The following is a 15,094-nucleotide window of genomic DNA, read 5'->3' on the forward strand; positions in this document are numbered from 1 at the left end:
TTCCGGCGGGTGGCACCTTACGGTGACGCGGTCACCACACCGACGAACGCTGATCGACGCGCAGCACGAAGAGCCGCCGCTTGAAAGCAGGGGCGTCGGCGTCGGTCATGAAGGGTTTCGTTCCTGAGCATGTCGTTCGACACTGTCGTCACGTACGGTGAGCGTCAAGCGGAATGTCCGCAGGGCGCTATTTCAGCCAGAGCTTGATCGCGTAGCCGACCAGCGCCGTGACGCCCACGCCGGCGGCCCACAGCCCGACGAACCAAAGCCACTGACGGGGACCCGGCATCTCAGTGATAGCCCTCGTGGCCGGTCTTGCCGCGGAACACCCAGTAGGAATAGCCGGTATAGGCCAGGATGATCGGCACCATGATCAGCACACCGGGCAGCATGAACGCCAGGCTGTCATGCGGGGCGGCGGCGTCCCAGATCGAGACCGACGGCGGCACCACGTACGGATAGAGGCTGACGCCGAGACCTGCCAGGCCCAGCCCGAACAGGGCGAGCGCCATGAGGAACGGCGTGTAGTGGTGGCCGCGGCGCAGGCTCCAGAACAGCACGAAGGTGACGATCGCCACCAGCACCGGCACCTGGGCCGTGAACAGAACCTGCGGCCAGGCGAACCAGCGCATCCAGTAGGCTTCGCGCAGGAAGGGCGTCGCCGCACTCACCGCCGCCATCGCCACGATCGTCGCGATGCCCAGGCGATAGGCCAGCCGATGGCAACGCTCCTGAAGCGAGCCTTCGCTCTTCATCACCAGCCAGGTCGAGCCCAGAAGCGCATAGCCGCAGACGAGGCTGACGCCCACAAGGAGACTGAACGGGGTCAGCCAGTCGAACCAGCCGCCGGCATAGGTGCGGTTCTGAACGGCAATGCCCTGCAGCAGGGCGCCCAGGGTGATGCCCTGCGCCAGCGCCGCCACGATCGAGCCGCCGGTGAACGCCACGTCCCACAGCGGGCGGTGACGCGGATCGCGCCAGCGGAACTCGAAGGCCACGCCGCGGAAGACCAGCGCCAGCAGCATCGCGATGATGGGCGCATAGAGCGCCGAGAGGATCATGCCGTAGGCCAGCGGGAAAGCAGCCAGCAGGCCGCCGCCGCCCATCACCAGCCATGTCTCGTTGCCGTCCCAAACCGGCGCCACCGAGTTGATCGCGCTGTCGCGCTCGCGGCCGACCGGCAGGAAGGGGAACAGGATGCCGACGCCCAGATCGAACCCGTCCATGACGACATAGGCCAGGATGGCGAAGGCGATGATGAAGGCGAAGAACATCGGAAGGTCAAACGGCATGATCAGGCCTCCTTGCCGGTCGCGAGCGATTCGGCCACGGACGGGGCGGGCGTAATGCCCGCGGCCCGCACCGGCTGGTCGCGTCGCGGCCCCTCCTCGCCGAGATGCGGCGGATGGGACATGAGCTTCAGGATGTAATAGGTGCCGGCGCCGAAGGCGAAGAAGTAGACGACGACGAAGGCCAGCAGCGACGCACCGACGGCGGGCGCGTCGAGCGCGGACGCTGAATCGACCGTTCGCAGCAGGCCATACACCGTATAGGGCTGGCGCCCGACTTCCGTCGTCACCCACCCCGCGATGACGGCGACGAAACCCGCCGGCCCCATCGCGAGCGCGAACCGGTGCAGCAGCGGCCAGTCGTAGAGGCGCTTGCGCACGCGCGCGAGCAGGCTGAAGGCCGCCAGGGCCAGCATCAGCATGCCCATGCCGACCATGATGCGGAAGGCCCAGAACACCACCGCCACCGGCGGCCAGTCCTTGCGATCGACCGTGTCGAGACCCTTCAGCGGCGCATCCCATGAATGCTTCAGGATCAGCGACGAGGCCTTGGGTATCTCGACGGCGAACAGGTTCTTGCCCGCGGCTTCGTCGGGCCATCCGAACAGAACCAGCGGCGCGCCGTCGGGATGGCTCTTGAAGTGGCCTTCCATGGCCATGACCTTGACCGGCTGGTGCTCCAGCGTGTTCAGCCCGTGCTGGTCGCCGGCGAATATCTGCAGCGGCGCCACGACGGTGATCATGCCCATCGCCATCGAGAACATGACGCGTGCGCCCTCGTTCCCGCCCTTTTCGGCAGGCTTGGCACGCAGCAGATGCCACGCGCCGACGGCACCGACGACCAGCGCCGTCGTCAGATAGGCACCGAAGACCGTGTGCACGAGCCGATAGGGAAACGACGGGTTGAAGATGATCGCCCACCAGTCGGCCGGCACGAACTGGCCGCCCGCATTGATCGCGTAGCCGGCCGGCGTCTGCATCCAGCTGTTGGCCGAGAGGATCCAGAAGGCCGAGAAGAAGGTGCCGACCGCAACGGCGAGCGTCGCCGCGAAATGCAGTCCTTTGCCCACGCGGTTCATGCCGAACAGCATGACGCCCAGGAACCCCGCCTCGAGGAAGAAGGCCGTCAGCACCTCGTAAGCCATCAGCGGACCGATCACCGGCCCTGCCTTGTCCGAGAAGACCGACCAGTTGGTGCCAAACTGGTACGACATCACGATGCCCGAAACGACGCCCATGCCGAAGGCGAGCGCGAAGATCTTCAGCCAGTACTTGAAGAGGTCGAGATAGACCTGTCGTCCGGTCCACAGCCACAGCCCCTCGAGCACGGCGAGGAAGCTCGCCAGGCCGATCGAGAAAGACGGGAAGATGAAGTGGAACGAGACGGTGAAGGCGAATTGCAGTCTCGCGAGGAAGATGGCGTCCAATCCCTCGAACATCACGTTCTCCCTAGACGATGCGCGACGCGTAAGCGGGCGACTTCAATGCGATGACCAGGACGTCCAGCGCCGCCGCGAGATCCGCGCGGCTGCGCGCCGCGCCCAGCGCGATGCGAATCGCGTGCTCCGGCTCCCCGTCGACGCTGAAACTGTCGCTCGTGACCACGGCCAGCCCCTGTCGCTGAACGTGCGCTGCAAATTCGGCGCGGGTCCATGTCGCCGGCAGTCTCAGCCACACGTGAAGCCCCCTTGCGTTGGCGGCGTAGCTCTGACCCGATAGCGCCTTGATCGCCAGAGCCTGTCTTGCCGCAGCTTCCGCCGCGACGGCCGATACGATGGCATCGGCGCTGCCGTCGGAAAACCAGCGTGAAGCGAGTGCCACCATCAGCGGCGCCGGCATTTGCGACACGGTGCGCAAGGCATTGGCAATCCCCGACGCGGCGGCACGATCGGGCGCCAGCACGTGGGCAACGCGCAAACCCGGGGCCATGCATTTCGACAGCGTCATGGCGAGATAACTGCGCTCGGGAATGAGCGTCGAAATCGGCAGGGCCTTCGGTTCGAAATTTCCATAGGCGTCGTCCTCGATCAGCATCAGATCGTGACGACGAATGGCCACCGCAAGCTCTTCGCGACGTTGTGACCCGATCGTCGCGGTCGTCGGATTGTGAATCGTCGGCAGCAGATAGACCGCCCGGGGGGCGTGCAGGCGACAGGCCTCGGCGAGCGCCTCGGGATTCATCCCCTCGCCGTCCGACGCCACGCCGACCAGGCGCACGCCGAGCGACGCGGCGGCCGACCGGAACCCGGGATAGGTAAGCCGGTCGGTGAGGACGACATCGCCCGGCCGCGTCACCGCCAGCAGCAACGCCATCAGCGCGCTCTGCGTGCCGGGCGATATGACGAGCCGGTCCGCTTCGATCGTGGGCACGCGCCGTCGCAGCCAATCGGCCGCGATGCCGCGGTCGACCGCGCTGCCACCCGCCTGCTGGTAACTCAGGAGATCGGAGAAGCCATGGTCGCGCTGCAGTGCCGCCAGCCCCCGCAGGATGCGGCCCTCGAGATCGGCCTCGATGGGCGATGGCGGCAGGTTCATCGACAGGTCGACGTCGATGCCGGCGGCGGCACGGGTGGCCGGCCGCATGCGGTTTTCCGCAACGAAGGTGCCCTGCCCCACCCGCGCATCCGTCAGGCCGCGGCGGCGCGCCTCGTTGTAGGCGCGCGTCACCGTCGTCAGATCCACGTTCAGGAAATTCGCCAGGGCGCGATGGGTCGGCAGGCGTTGCCCGCGATGCAGGCGGCCTGAGACGATGTCTCGCTCCAGCGCCTCGACGATACCCTCGTAGACCGGCCCGCCGGCATCGAGTGTAGGGCTCCAATCCATACAATCTCGCTCCTTGTCCTTGAATGTATGGCTATCCGTATGGATATACAAGCGGACAATCGATGGAGGAATGTGATGGCTGGGAAGGGCGGTCTTTATCTTATGCGGGGCATGCTGGGTCGCTGCCCGGCCTGCGGCGAGGGCAAACTCTTTCGCGCCTTCGTGAAGGTCGCCGACCGCTGCCCGGCCTGCGGCGAGGATCTGCACCATCACCGCGCCGACGACTTTCCGGCCTATCTGACGATCTTCCTGGTCGGCCATCTGGTCGTGCCGATCGCCATGTATGTGGAGATCGTCTACCAGCCGTCCTACTGGCTCCACACTTTCCTATGGGCGCCAATGGTGATCATCCTGTCGATCGGGCTGCTGCAGCCGATCAAGGGCCTGATCGTCGCCCTGCAGTGGCACATGGGCATGCACGGCTTCGCCGCCGCGAAGCAGGCCCGCGCCGAGCCCTGTTAGCCGTCCGCTTAACCGAAAGCTTCGAAGACTTCGGCAATCGCGGTCTTGTCCAGTCTGGCACGCAGACAGGTCTGGAGCAGGACACGCGCCTTCAGCGGATTGAGGCGGCCGCCCCAGATGAGGCCGGCCTTGCGGAGCGCGATCTCGGAACTCGGCCCGCCATAGGTCTGACGCAGCAGCGGCCCGCCGCCGGCGCGCGGTGATACGACCGTCGGGATGATCTCGGCCAGTTGTCCCACCAGTGAGGCGACGCGTTCGGGAACGTGACCGCCACCCATCGCGCCCAGCACGACACCGCGATAGCCAAGCTGGTCGCGATGATCGACCATCGCCTCCAGCATGTAGCCCGGCTCGTCCAATCCCACCCACAGCAGGGCCACCGGCTGCTCCCGGCCCTCCGATGCCGCGCCCAGCCGCTTGCGCGCCGCTTCGATCGGCGCGCGCACCGGCAGCGACAGCGGCACGACCCTCTCCTCGACCAGTGCCGCCAACGGGCCGGTCTGCGGCGACGCGAAGGCGTTGAGTCGGGTCGGATGGATCTTCAGCACGTCGGACGCGGCGTAGATCTCGTCCAGCATCACCGCGACGACACCCAGCGCCTTGGCATGGGCCTTCACCCAAGGATCGCAGGCAACACGCACGGCCGCGAGCAGATTGCCCGGACCGTCGGGCGATGTGAGTGCGGGATTGCGCATCGCCGCCGTCACGATCACCGGGATGTCGCGCTCGACCAGCAGGTCGAGCAGGAAGCTCGTCTCCTCCAGCGTGTCGGTGCCCTGGGTCACCACCACGCCATCGACGTCGAGACCCATGATCTTCTGCGCAAGTGCATGAATCTGGTCGAAAGACAGCGAATGGCTGCCGACCCGCGACACCGTCTCGGCGCGAATGTCGGCCAGCCCGGCCAGCAGCGGCACGGCAGCGACGAGATCGTCGGCGCCCAGCCCCATCTGCATCGCACCCGAGGCATCCGGCGCCGTCGCGATGGTGCCGCCGAGGGCCAGGATCTGGATACGCGGAAGAGTCATGACAAAAGCCTCAGGGAACGAAAGAAGCGCTCGGCTTCCGGCGCACGCAGCGCATCGGCCGGCGCGAGAAAGCCTAGAGAGACGTATTGCCGGCCCTTCAGAACGACGAGCTGCCGCAGTGCATTGCCGCCGGCCAGCGGCCCGGTCGATTCGACGGCCGGTGCGCCCTGCACCGTCTTCCAGTCGACGCTGGTCCATTTGCCGCCGGCCAGACGCTGCGCACGATCGTCGAGGGCCGATTGCAGGTTGAGCCTGGGTTGGCGCACGTCGACGTCGGCGGGATAGAGCGCGCTCTGCGCCACGAAGGACAGGCGCCGATATTCGAGACTGTAGGAGTGATAGACGAACGGCGTCCCGCCCGGGGAGGCCGTGTCGAGCACCTTGTAGAGCGGTGCGCCCGGCATCTCGACGAAGAACGACTTGTCGGCCCCTTCGACCGGGAACCACGACACCGATTGTGCTGCGGAATCCGCCGCGAGCAGAACCATCGGCAGGGCGAAGAGCGAGCGTCGAGAGGCGCTCATTCGGCAGCCTGAGCCGCGCCGAACTTCTCGCGCGCTTCCGCCGCGCTGTAGTAACCGCGCGCCACGTCGCGGGCGACCGCCTCGGCAGTGCGCTTCGCGGGATCGCCGAAGCCGCCGCCTCCGGGCGTCGAGACGCGCACCACGTCGCCGACGCCGATCTCGATGTCCTGGTCCTTGGAAATGTGCGGCGGGTGATAGGCCGTGCCGCCCTGGTCGACCTGCACCGTGTTGGTGCCGCCGGCGCCGCCGCCCAGCGCGCCCTGCGGACCGGTGCGGCCATGATCCATCACCATCGAGACCCGTGCCTCGCCGCGCCGCAGCTTGATGGCGTAATTGATGCCGAAGCCACCGCGGAACTCGCCCGCGCCGCCTGATCCCTCGCGCAGGGAGAACTCCTCGAACAGCACGGGGTAGAACTGCTCCAGCACCTCGACCGGCGGCATCTTGGAAATACCGATGGTCGAGCAACCGTTGCTCAAGCCGTCGCCGCCCTGGAAACCGCCGTAGCCGCCGCCGGTGAAGAGATACATGATGTAGTTGCGCTTGCGCTCCGGATCGTAGCCGCCGATGCCCAGGTTGCCGGAGGTTCCGGCGGGCGCGGCGAACAGCAGGTCTGGAATGGCCTTGGTGAGCGCCGCGAACACCGCCTCGGCGATGCGCTGGCTCACCTCGGCCGCGCAACCCGATACCGGCCGCGGATACTTCGCGTACAGGAACGTGCCCTCGGGTTCGACGATGCGCAGCGGTTCGAAGGTACCGGCATTGATCGGCACGTCGGGAAAGACGTGCTTCACCGCGAGATAGATCGCCGACTTGGTCGTAGCGATCACGCTGTTCATCGGGCCGCGGCAGGGCGGGCTCGACCCGGTCATGTCGAACAGAAGCTCGTCGCCCGTCTTGGTGATCTTCATCCTGATGGTGAGCGGCTCGTCGACGACGCCGTCGCTGTCGACCTGCGAGGTGCCTTCATAGACGCCGTCGGGAATGTCGGCGATCTTGGCGCGCATCTGCCGTTCGGCGCGGTGGCGCATCTCCGCGATCGCCGCCCGCACCACGTCGGCGCCGTAGCGGTCGATCAGCTCGGTGAGGCGCACCTCGCCCGTGGTGAGCGCGGCGGCCTGGGCCTTGATGTCGCCGATGCGCTGATCGGCGATGCGGATGTTGGACATGATGATGGACAGGATCTCCTGGTCCATCTCGCCCTTCTTGAAGAATTTCACGGGCGGCAGGCGCAGCCCCTCCTGCTCGACTTCGGTCGCGCTGGCGGAGAAGCCGCCCGGCACCATGCCGCCGACATCGGGCCAGTGGCCGGTGTTGGCCAGCCAGGCGAACAGCTCGCCCTTGTAGAAGAACGGCTTCACGAAGCGCACGTCCATCAGATGCGTGCCGCCGAGATAGGGGTCGTTGACGATGAACACGTCGCCCGGATCGACCTTGCCGGCATAGTGCGTCTTCACCCGCTCGATCACGGCGCGGGTGGAAAACTGCATGGTGCCGACGAACACCGGCAGGCCCAGCTCCCCCTGGGCGATCAGCGAGCCGTCGACCGTGTCGTAGATGCCGTCGGAGCGGTCCATGCCCTCCGAGATCACCGGCGAAAAAGCCGCGCGAACGAACGCCAGGTCCATCTCGTTGCAGACCTGGACCAGGCCGTTCTGGATGACTGTCAATGTGACGGGATCGAGGTTCGACATGTCCGAATCACTAGCACAGCCCATGCCTCCGTGCGCTATGATGCCGTTCAAATCCCCTACTTTTCGAAGCGGAATCCCCATGAACGCGCCCCTCGATGCGGACAATCTCGATTTGATGAAATTCGGCGTCGGCCAGCCGGTGCCGCGCCAGGAGGACCCGACCCTGCTGAAGGGCGAGGGCCGCTACACCGACGACATCAACCTCCCCGGCCAGGCCTATGCGGTGATGGTCCGCAGCCAGGTGGCGCACGGTCTGCTGAAAGGCATCGACGCTGAGGAAGCGCGCGGCATGCCGGGCGTCCTCGGCATCTGGACCGGCGCCGACCTCAACGCCGCCGGCTATGGCGCGCTGAAGACGGTGATGATGGTGCCCAACCGCGACGGCTCGCAGATGAAGACGCCGACGCGCTATTCGCTGGCCACCGACAAGGTGCGCTTCGTCGGTGACCCGGTGGCCTTCGTCGTCGCCGAGACCGCGGCACAGGCCAGGGATGCGGCGGAAGCGGTCGTGCTCGATATCGAGGCGCTGCCGGCCGTCACCGACGCGCGCGCCGCCGCCCAGCCCGGCGCGCCGACGGTGTTCGACGACGCACCGGACAATGTTTGCGCCGACTTCCAGTTCGGCGACAGCGCCGTGGTCGCCGACGCCTTTGCCAAGGCCGCGCACGTGACGAAACTCCACATCGTCAGCAACCGCATCGTCGTCTGCGCCATGGAGCCGCGCACGGCGATCGGCCACTACGACAAGGAGACCGATCGCTCGACCCTCTATGCCGGCTGCCAGGGCGTGTTCGGACTGAAGAACCAGATGGCCGCCCTGTTGGGCATCAAGCCCGCTCAGATGCGCGTCGTCACGGGCAACGTCGGCGGTTCGTTCGGCATGAAGGGCTCGCCCTATCCCGAATATGCCGGCCTCTTCCATGCCTCGAAGATCCTCGGCCGCCCGGTGAAGTGGACCGACGACCGCTCGGGCAGCTTCCTCAGCGACCAGCACGGGCGCGACCACGATTTCGATGCCGAACTGGCCCTCGACAAGGACGGCACCTTTCTCGCCGTGCGTCTCAAGGGCTACGCCAATGTCGGCGCCTATCTCTCGAACGTCGGCGCGGCCATGGGCGCGCTGGGCGTCTCGCGCAATCTCGCCGCGGTCTATCGCACGCCGCTGATCGAGGTGCAGACCAAGGTGGCGTTCACCCACACCTCGCCGATCGGCGCCTATCGCGGCGCCGGCCGGCCCGAGGCCAATTACTTCATGGAACGCCTGATCACCACCGCCGCGCGCGAGATGGGCATCGACCAGGTGGAGATGCGCCGCCGCAATCACATCAAGCCCGAGGAAATGCCTTACAAGACCGCGTCGGGCACCACCTACGACAGCGGCGAGTTCACGGTGCTGCTCGACAAGGCGCTGGAGTTGGCGGACGTCGCGGGCTTCGCAGCCCGCAAGCAGGAGAGCGCCAGCCGCGGCAAGCTGCGCGGGCTGGGCATCGGCGACTATCTCGAAGTGACGGCGCCGCCCACGAACGAGATGGGCGGCCTGCGCTTCGAGGAGAATGGCGACGTCACGATCATCACTGGCACGCTGGACTACGGCCAGGGCCACTGGTCGGCCTTCGCCCAGGTCCTGACGACCAAGCTCGGCATCCCCTTCCACCGCATCAAGCTGAAGCAGGGCGACAGCGACCTGCTGATCGCCGGCGGCGGCACCGGCGGCTCCAAGTCGATCATGGCCTCGGGCGCGGCCATCATGGAAGCGTCCGACAAGGTGATCGAGAAGGGCAAGGAGATCGCGGGCGTCGCGCTCGAAGCCTCGGCTGCCGACATCGAGTTCAAGCTCGGCCGCTTCGAGATCGTCGGCACCGACCGCGGCATCGGCATCCTGGAACTGGCCAGCAAACTGCGCAGCGGCATGAAGCTGCCCGAGGGCGTGCCCACCACGCTCGACGTCAGCCACGTTCACGAGGCGGCGCCGTCGGCCTATCCCAACGGCACCCATGTGGCGGAGGTCGAGATCGATCCCGACACCGGCCACGTCGAGGTCGTGAAGTACACGATGGTCGGCGACTTCGGCACGGTCATCAATCCGCTGCTGGTCGAGGGCCAGAGCCATGGCGGCGTGGTTCAGGGCATCAGCCAGGCGATCTTCGAGCATGTCGTCTACAGCGAGGAAGGCCAGCCGCTGACCGGCAGCTTCACCGACTATGCGATCCCGCGGGCGGGCGACGCCCCCTCCTTCAAGATCGACTATCACTCGGTGCCGGCGACGACCAACGTGCTGGGCGCCAAGGGCTGCGGCGAGGCCGGCTGCGCCGGCTCCCTGCCCTCGGTGATGAACGCCATCTCCGATGCGCTGGGCGGCAAGCACATCAACATGCCGGCGACGCCGGAGCGGGTGTGGGCGGCGCTGAACGGCTGACCGGCGCGACAATAGCGGCCCGTTGGAGAGACGCCCCCGATCGGCTATGAGCAGGCCCGATGAAGCACAAGCGTCTCTGGTTCTCGGGCATCTTCGCAGCCCTGCTCGTGGCGGTCACGGTGGCCGGCCTCGAACTGCTGAGCTCCTTCGTCGTGCCGCCCTGGCCGGCGCGTGAACTGCGGCCGATCGAGGTCTCCAACGCGTCGGTCGCCAGCACGCTCACCGGCACGCAGCCGGTCCCGACCTACAACAGCTGGGGCATGCGTGACCGCGAGCATCCGCTGGAGAAGCCGCCCGGGACGTTCCGGACCGTCCTGGTCGGCGACAGTTTCCTCGAAGGCGCCTTCGTCGAGGAATCGGTCGGCATGAAGCTGGAGGAGCTGTGGCGATCGGAAGGCCACCGCGACTGGGAGGTGACAACGCTAGGCATCTCCGCGACGGGTCCGCCCCAGTACTACTACCGAATCCGCAACATCGCCCTGTCGCTGCAGCCCGATGCGCTGGTCCTCATGTTCTTCTCGGGCAACGACTTCATGCTGGATGCCCTCTCGCCGTGGCGCATCCCGCCGCTCATCGCCGAGCGTCCGCAGCCGTCGTGGCTCGGTACGGTGGCCCCCCGTCTGACCTGGCTGCTGGTGAACCGGCTCGGCCTTTCGGAGTTCGGCCGGGGCAACAAGGCGCCACCGGACGAGGCGCAGAAGATCATCAAGATGCCGCGCGCCGATCGCCTCGACGCGATGGTCCGGCTGGTCAAGACCTACTACTACCCCGAGAAGGACGAGACGGTCATTCGCGAAATCCTGGCGCGCGGCGGCGATAAATTCTGGGACCGTCTCGAACCGCGAGCCCGCGACGAGGAATATATTCAGGCCTGGTGGCTCGCCAGCATGGTGGACTGGGAGACCGCCAACTGGACGATCCCGCTGACCCCGGCGGAGCTCGAACAGTCCGTGGACAAAAAGGCGATCGCCGCGACTCTGACCTGGCTGCTCGGTGCCCGCGACCTGGCGCGCGAACGTGGCATCGAGTTCGTGGTCGCCCTGGCCCCGGTGGGCATCGTCGACCCCAGTTACGCGGAGTTCTGGGCGCCCTGGCCGAAGTACATGAGCTATCCCAAGCAGCGGGCGCTCATGCATCGCATCCTGCGCAAGGACCTGGAAGCGCAGGGGGTCAAGGTCGTGGACCTGGAAGAAGATTTCAAGGGTGTGGCGAATACCTACCGGGTCTCGGATGGCCATTGGACCGAGCTCGGCACCGAGATCGCGGCCAAGCGCCTGGCGGCCGCGCTCGCGAAGATGCGGGAGGCTCGCTAGAGCCTCCCGTCGGACGGCATCAGGCCGGCGTGAACATCGGCAGCGGCGGGCCGCCGTCGGTCGGCTTGAAGACCACCGTCACCGCCTGATCGCACTTCAGCTTGTCGAAGTCGCAGTCGACGATGTTGGTCAGCATGCGCGGACCCTCGGCCAGGGTGACGTAGCCGATCGCGTAGGGCACCGGCGCGCGGCGCATCACGCTGTAGGAATAGATCGTGCCCTTGCCCGACGCCTCGACCCATTCAGTCTTGTCGCTGAAGCAGAACGGGCAGATCGTGCGCGGATAGTGGTGCGCCTGGCCGCAGCTCGTGCACTTGCGCACCAGCAGCTTGCCCTTGCCGGCGGCGTCCCAGTAGGCCTGCGTCTCCTCGCTGATGGCGGGCGGCGGCAGCTTGCGTTCCTTGGTCTCGGCCATGGTCTACTCTCTCTCCAGAATGACGGTCGCGCTGCCGTGGCGCAGGCCGAGCGAGCCGCCCGTGCCGTGCGCGATCGCCAGATCGCAGTTCTTCACCTGCACCTTCGGGTGCGCCTCGCCGCGCAACTGACGCACGGCCTCCAGCACCTTGGTCAGGCCGCCGCGGTTGGCGGGATGGTTGCTGCACAGGCCGCCGCCATCGGTATTGAACGGCAGCTTGCCGACGCCCGAGATCAGGTTGCCGTCGGCCACGAAGGCGCCGCCCTTGCCCTTCTCGCAGAAGCCGAGATCCTCGAGCTGCATCAGCACCGTGATGGTGAAGCTGTCGTAGATCGAGGCGTACTTCATGTCGGAAGGCTTGACGCCCGCCTCGGCGAAGGCCGCCGCGCCGGTGAACCGCGCGCCCGAGTAGGTGAGATCGACCTTGCCGCCCATCTGCGTCTTGATGAACTCGGACGCTCCCAGCAGCTTGATCTTCGGCCGATTGAGCTTGGCCGCGATCTCCGGCGCCACAACGACGATGGCGCCGCCGCCGTCGGTGATGACGCAGCAGTCGAGGCGATGCAGCGGATCGGAGATCATCGGCGAATTCACGACCTCCTCGACCGTGACCACGTCCTTCAGCAGCGCATGCGGATTGTATTGGGCATGGTGCGAGGCTGCGACCTTGATCCAGGCGAGCTGCTCGGAGGTCGTGCCGAACTCGTACATGTGACGCATCGCGCAGTTGGCGTACATGTTCACGACCGTCGGGCCGTAGGGAAACTCGAACGGATCGTCGGGCGTCGGCGTGCCGCCGCGGCTGCGCGGCACGGTGCCGGTCGCCATGCCCTCGGCGCGCGGCCGGCCGGCCAGGGTGATCAGGGCCACCTTGCACTTGCCCGCGGCGATCGCCTCGGCGGCGTGGCCGACATGCAGCACGTAGGACGAGCCGCCGGTATCGGTCGAATCGACGTGACGGACCTTGAGGCCCATGTACTCGACCATGGACATCGGGCCGAGGCCCGGCGCATCGCCGGCGCAGAAATAGCCGTCGACATCGTCCTTGGTGAGACCCGCATCCTCCAGCGCGCCCTTGGCGCACTGCGCGTGGATCTGGGCCAGCGAGATATCCTTCGCGAGCCGCGTCGGATGCTCATAGATTCCCGCAATATAGGCCTTGCCCTTGATGCTCATCGGCGAGCCATCCCCCTTGTCGATTGTGCAGCGCACATGGTGGGGGATCGGAGCCTCACAGGAAAGTGCGCACTTTCGCAGCGAAGAACGATGTCAGGCTCTGCGAAACGATCGGGGAGCGACGCCACCTGGTCTTTCGCCTTCTTTTGTCCGTGATCGCGGCGCCCGGCCTGGCCTTGGGGGAATCGTACCGTTCGAGCACCTTCCCCTGGAGGCTCCCCCTGATTGCCCTACCGAATAAGCAAATCAGCCGAGTTGACGGTGTAGCCTCCCAGGAGCGCCTTCTTGCCGGCAAGACGAAAGACGAATCGCTCGCTTCCCTTGCCGTGCTCGAATACCGTCGCATACTGCAGAGTGACGACCGTACCGCCAGCGCTGTAGTTGACGTTCGAGCTCACCAGCTTCGTATTCGTGACGTCTCCAAGTTTGCGCTTGATCGCTTCCAAGAGAGTCGCGAACGCCTGCTTGGATTGAACCTTCCTAAGTTCGTCGGCGCCTTGATCGTAGATTGCCTCAAAGGCTTCCGCCTCATAGCTCTGCCTGAACTTCGCCACTTCTCTTTCCGCGGCGACCAAGTCATCTCCGCTCGAACACGACGCAGTCGCGAAGATGACCAGACTTAGGAAGAAAAGTACCGCCTTCATTTCTATGCCCCTTTGGGGAAGTGGTTAGTCGCCTGCCACGTCGCGCGCGCCGGGCGTGCGGGCGCGGAATTCCTCGGGGGCTTCGCGGCCGGCATCGGTGAAGGCTTTCTTCACCGCGGCCACGTTGGGGCCGAAGATGCCCTTGCGGTTGTCCTTGGCCCACTGGTTGGAGTTGACGATCGTGTCGAGCGAGCCCTGGAAGCGCGGCATGACATAGCGCGCGAACAGCTCATAGGAGCGCAGGATCTGCTCGCGCGTCGCCCATTCGTGGGCCCGGAACAGGACGCCGCCGAAGCCGCCGTTGGAAAAGCCGAGGAGCCGCTCGATGCCCTTGGCCACCGTGTCGGGGCTGCCGACCAGGGTCGTGCCCATCTTCACCCCATCACGCAGCGGATCGTCGGCGCGGCCGGGCGGGCGGCCCAGCGTATCCTCGAAATAGGTCACGGTCTCGCGCCGCTCGCCGGCATGGACCTCGCGCAACGCCTGCTCGTCGTCCTCCGTCACATGACAGTTGACCACGACGCGCCACTTGCTGCGATCCGCCGTCTTGCCATGCTTGGCCGCGGTTTCCTCGTAGATGCCCCACTGCTTGCCCAGCATCTCCGGTCCGCCGGGGATGCCGGCGCCGATCGACAGGACGCCCAGCCCGTGCTTGCCGGCCGCGATCATGCCCGAGGGCGTGATGGTGCTGGCGCAGGCGATGGGGAAATGCGGATAGCTGTAGGGCGCGAGATGCAGCCGCGCCTCCTTCAGCTCGAACCAGTCGGTCTTCATGGTGACCGGCTCCTTGCACTCGAGCAGGCGCATGATGGCTTCCAGCGCCTCCTCCATGCGGGGCCGCTGGGTCGAGGGATCGATGCCCATCATGTAGGCGTCCGACGGCAGCGCGCCCGGGCCGCAGCCCAGCATGGTGCGGCCGCGCGACATGTGATCGAGCTGCACGAAGCGGTTCGCGACCATCAGCGGGTGGTGATAGGGCAGGCTGGTGACGCCCGAGCCGAGACGGATGTAGCGCGTGCGCTCGATCGCGGCGCCGATGAAAACTTCCGGCGACGCGATGGTCTCCCAGCCGGCGGAATGATGCTCGCCGATCCAGGCTTCGTCGTAGCCCAGCTCGTCGATCCACTCGATCAGCTCCATGTCGCGCGCCATCGAGAGCGTCGGGTTCTCGCCCACGCGATGGAACGGCGCCAGGAAGATGCCGAACGTAAGTCCCTTGTGATTACCGGTCTGTGCCATCGAATGAAGTCCTCCGTCACCCGCGACGGTAGCATGCGCGCGACGTTGACCGCAGCACCGGCTTGCGCAGA

Annotated in this window: 13 protein-coding genes; 3 read left to right on the top strand and 10 right to left on the bottom strand. The window is 66.4% G+C overall.

The genetic code is table 11. The features are described 5' to 3' along the window. Window positions 1–290: 290 nt before the first annotated feature. Genes cydB through ACO07K_RS19680 form a run of 3 tightly spaced genes read right to left on the bottom strand, consistent with a single transcriptional unit; the run spans window position 291 to window position 4,112 of the window. Window positions 291–1,298: a cytochrome d ubiquinol oxidase subunit II gene (cydB, locus tag ACO07K_RS19670; protein ID WP_422036682.1), complete on the bottom strand. Its 1,008-nt coding sequence runs from the start codon at window positions 1,296–1,298 to the stop codon at window positions 291–293. Beyond that, entirely contained in the window at window positions 1,295–2,728 is a 1,434-nt protein-coding gene (locus ACO07K_RS19675) for a cytochrome ubiquinol oxidase subunit I (RefSeq protein WP_422030791.1), read from the bottom strand. Before ACO07K_RS19675 ends, cydB begins: the two co-directional genes overlap by 4 nt. 10 nt (window positions 2,729–2,738) lie before the next feature. Beyond that, the gene (locus tag ACO07K_RS19680) at window positions 2,739–4,112 is read right to left on the bottom strand and encodes a PLP-dependent aminotransferase family protein (RefSeq protein WP_422030793.1); all 1,374 of its coding nucleotides are present in this window, start codon (window positions 4,110–4,112) and stop codon (window positions 2,739–2,741) included. Window positions 4,113–4,187: 75 nt separating this feature from the next. Here ACO07K_RS19680 and ACO07K_RS19685 point away from each other — a divergent pair, with 75 nt between their 5' ends. Next, complete coding sequence (locus ACO07K_RS19685; RefSeq protein ID WP_422030795.1) at window positions 4,188–4,574, top strand: DUF983 domain-containing protein; 387 nt, start codon at window positions 4,188–4,190, stop codon at window positions 4,572–4,574. An 8-nt stretch (window positions 4,575–4,582) separates the two neighbouring features. On the opposite strand, the gene ACO07K_RS19690 is transcribed toward ACO07K_RS19685, so the two are convergent. From ACO07K_RS19690 to ACO07K_RS19700, 3 genes are read right to left on the bottom strand one after another with little or no spacing between them, the layout of a single operon-like run. After that, a complete protein-coding gene (locus ACO07K_RS19690; protein ID WP_422030797.1) occupies window positions 4,583–5,602 on the bottom strand; it encodes an asparaginase in 1,020 nt (339 codons plus the stop codon). Next, on the bottom strand, window positions 5,599–6,126 hold the full coding sequence (locus ACO07K_RS19695) for a hypothetical protein (RefSeq protein ID WP_422030799.1): 528 nt from the start codon (window positions 6,124–6,126) through the stop codon (window positions 5,599–5,601). The genes ACO07K_RS19690 and ACO07K_RS19695 overlap by 4 nt, the downstream gene beginning before the upstream one ends. Further along, window positions 6,123–7,820, bottom strand: coding sequence for a hydantoinase B/oxoprolinase family protein (locus ACO07K_RS19700; RefSeq protein ID WP_422030801.1), 1,698 nt, complete (start codon window positions 7,818–7,820; stop codon window positions 6,123–6,125). Before ACO07K_RS19700 ends, ACO07K_RS19695 begins: the two co-directional genes overlap by 4 nt. Window positions 7,821–7,899: 79 nt before the next feature. Here ACO07K_RS19700 and ACO07K_RS19705 point away from each other — a divergent pair, with 79 nt between their 5' ends. Next, window positions 7,900–10,236, top strand: coding sequence for a xanthine dehydrogenase family protein molybdopterin-binding subunit (locus tag ACO07K_RS19705; RefSeq protein WP_422030803.1), 2,337 nt, complete (start codon window positions 7,900–7,902; stop codon window positions 10,234–10,236). Between the two features lie 59 nt (window positions 10,237–10,295). Beyond that, complete coding sequence (locus ACO07K_RS19710) at window positions 10,296–11,549, top strand: alginate O-acetyltransferase AlgX-related protein (protein WP_422030805.1); 1,254 nt, start codon at window positions 10,296–10,298, stop codon at window positions 11,547–11,549. A gap of 19 nt (window positions 11,550–11,568) precedes the next feature. Here ACO07K_RS19710 and ACO07K_RS19715 read toward each other — a convergent pair whose 3' ends face one another. The 4 genes from ACO07K_RS19715 to ACO07K_RS19730 all read right to left on the bottom strand — a co-directional run bounded on the left by ACO07K_RS19715 (window position 11,569) and on the right by ACO07K_RS19730 (window position 15,023). Continuing rightward, window positions 11,569–11,964 carry a Zn-ribbon domain-containing OB-fold protein gene (locus tag ACO07K_RS19715; protein ID WP_298309575.1) on the bottom strand — a complete coding sequence of 132 codons (396 nt, stop codon included), beginning with the start codon at window positions 11,962–11,964 and terminating at the stop codon, window positions 11,569–11,571. Window positions 11,965–11,967: 3 nt separating this feature from the next. Next, window positions 11,968–13,140, bottom strand: a complete 1,173-nt coding sequence (locus ACO07K_RS19720; protein ID WP_422030807.1) for a thiolase domain-containing protein — start codon at window positions 13,138–13,140, stop codon at window positions 11,968–11,970. A gap of 230 nt (window positions 13,141–13,370) precedes the next feature. Further along, complete coding sequence (locus ACO07K_RS19725; RefSeq protein ID WP_422030809.1) at window positions 13,371–13,784, bottom strand: hypothetical protein; 414 nt, start codon at window positions 13,782–13,784, stop codon at window positions 13,371–13,373. 24 nt (window positions 13,785–13,808) lie between these two features. Further along, window positions 13,809–15,023, bottom strand: a complete 1,215-nt coding sequence (locus ACO07K_RS19730; protein ID WP_298310324.1) for an LLM class flavin-dependent oxidoreductase — start codon at window positions 15,021–15,023, stop codon at window positions 13,809–13,811. Between the last annotated feature and the right edge of the window lie 71 nt (window positions 15,024–15,094).

This window comes from Reyranella sp., from assembly GCF_965228225.1.
GTDB lineage: Bacteria > Pseudomonadota > Alphaproteobacteria > Reyranellales > Reyranellaceae > Reyranella.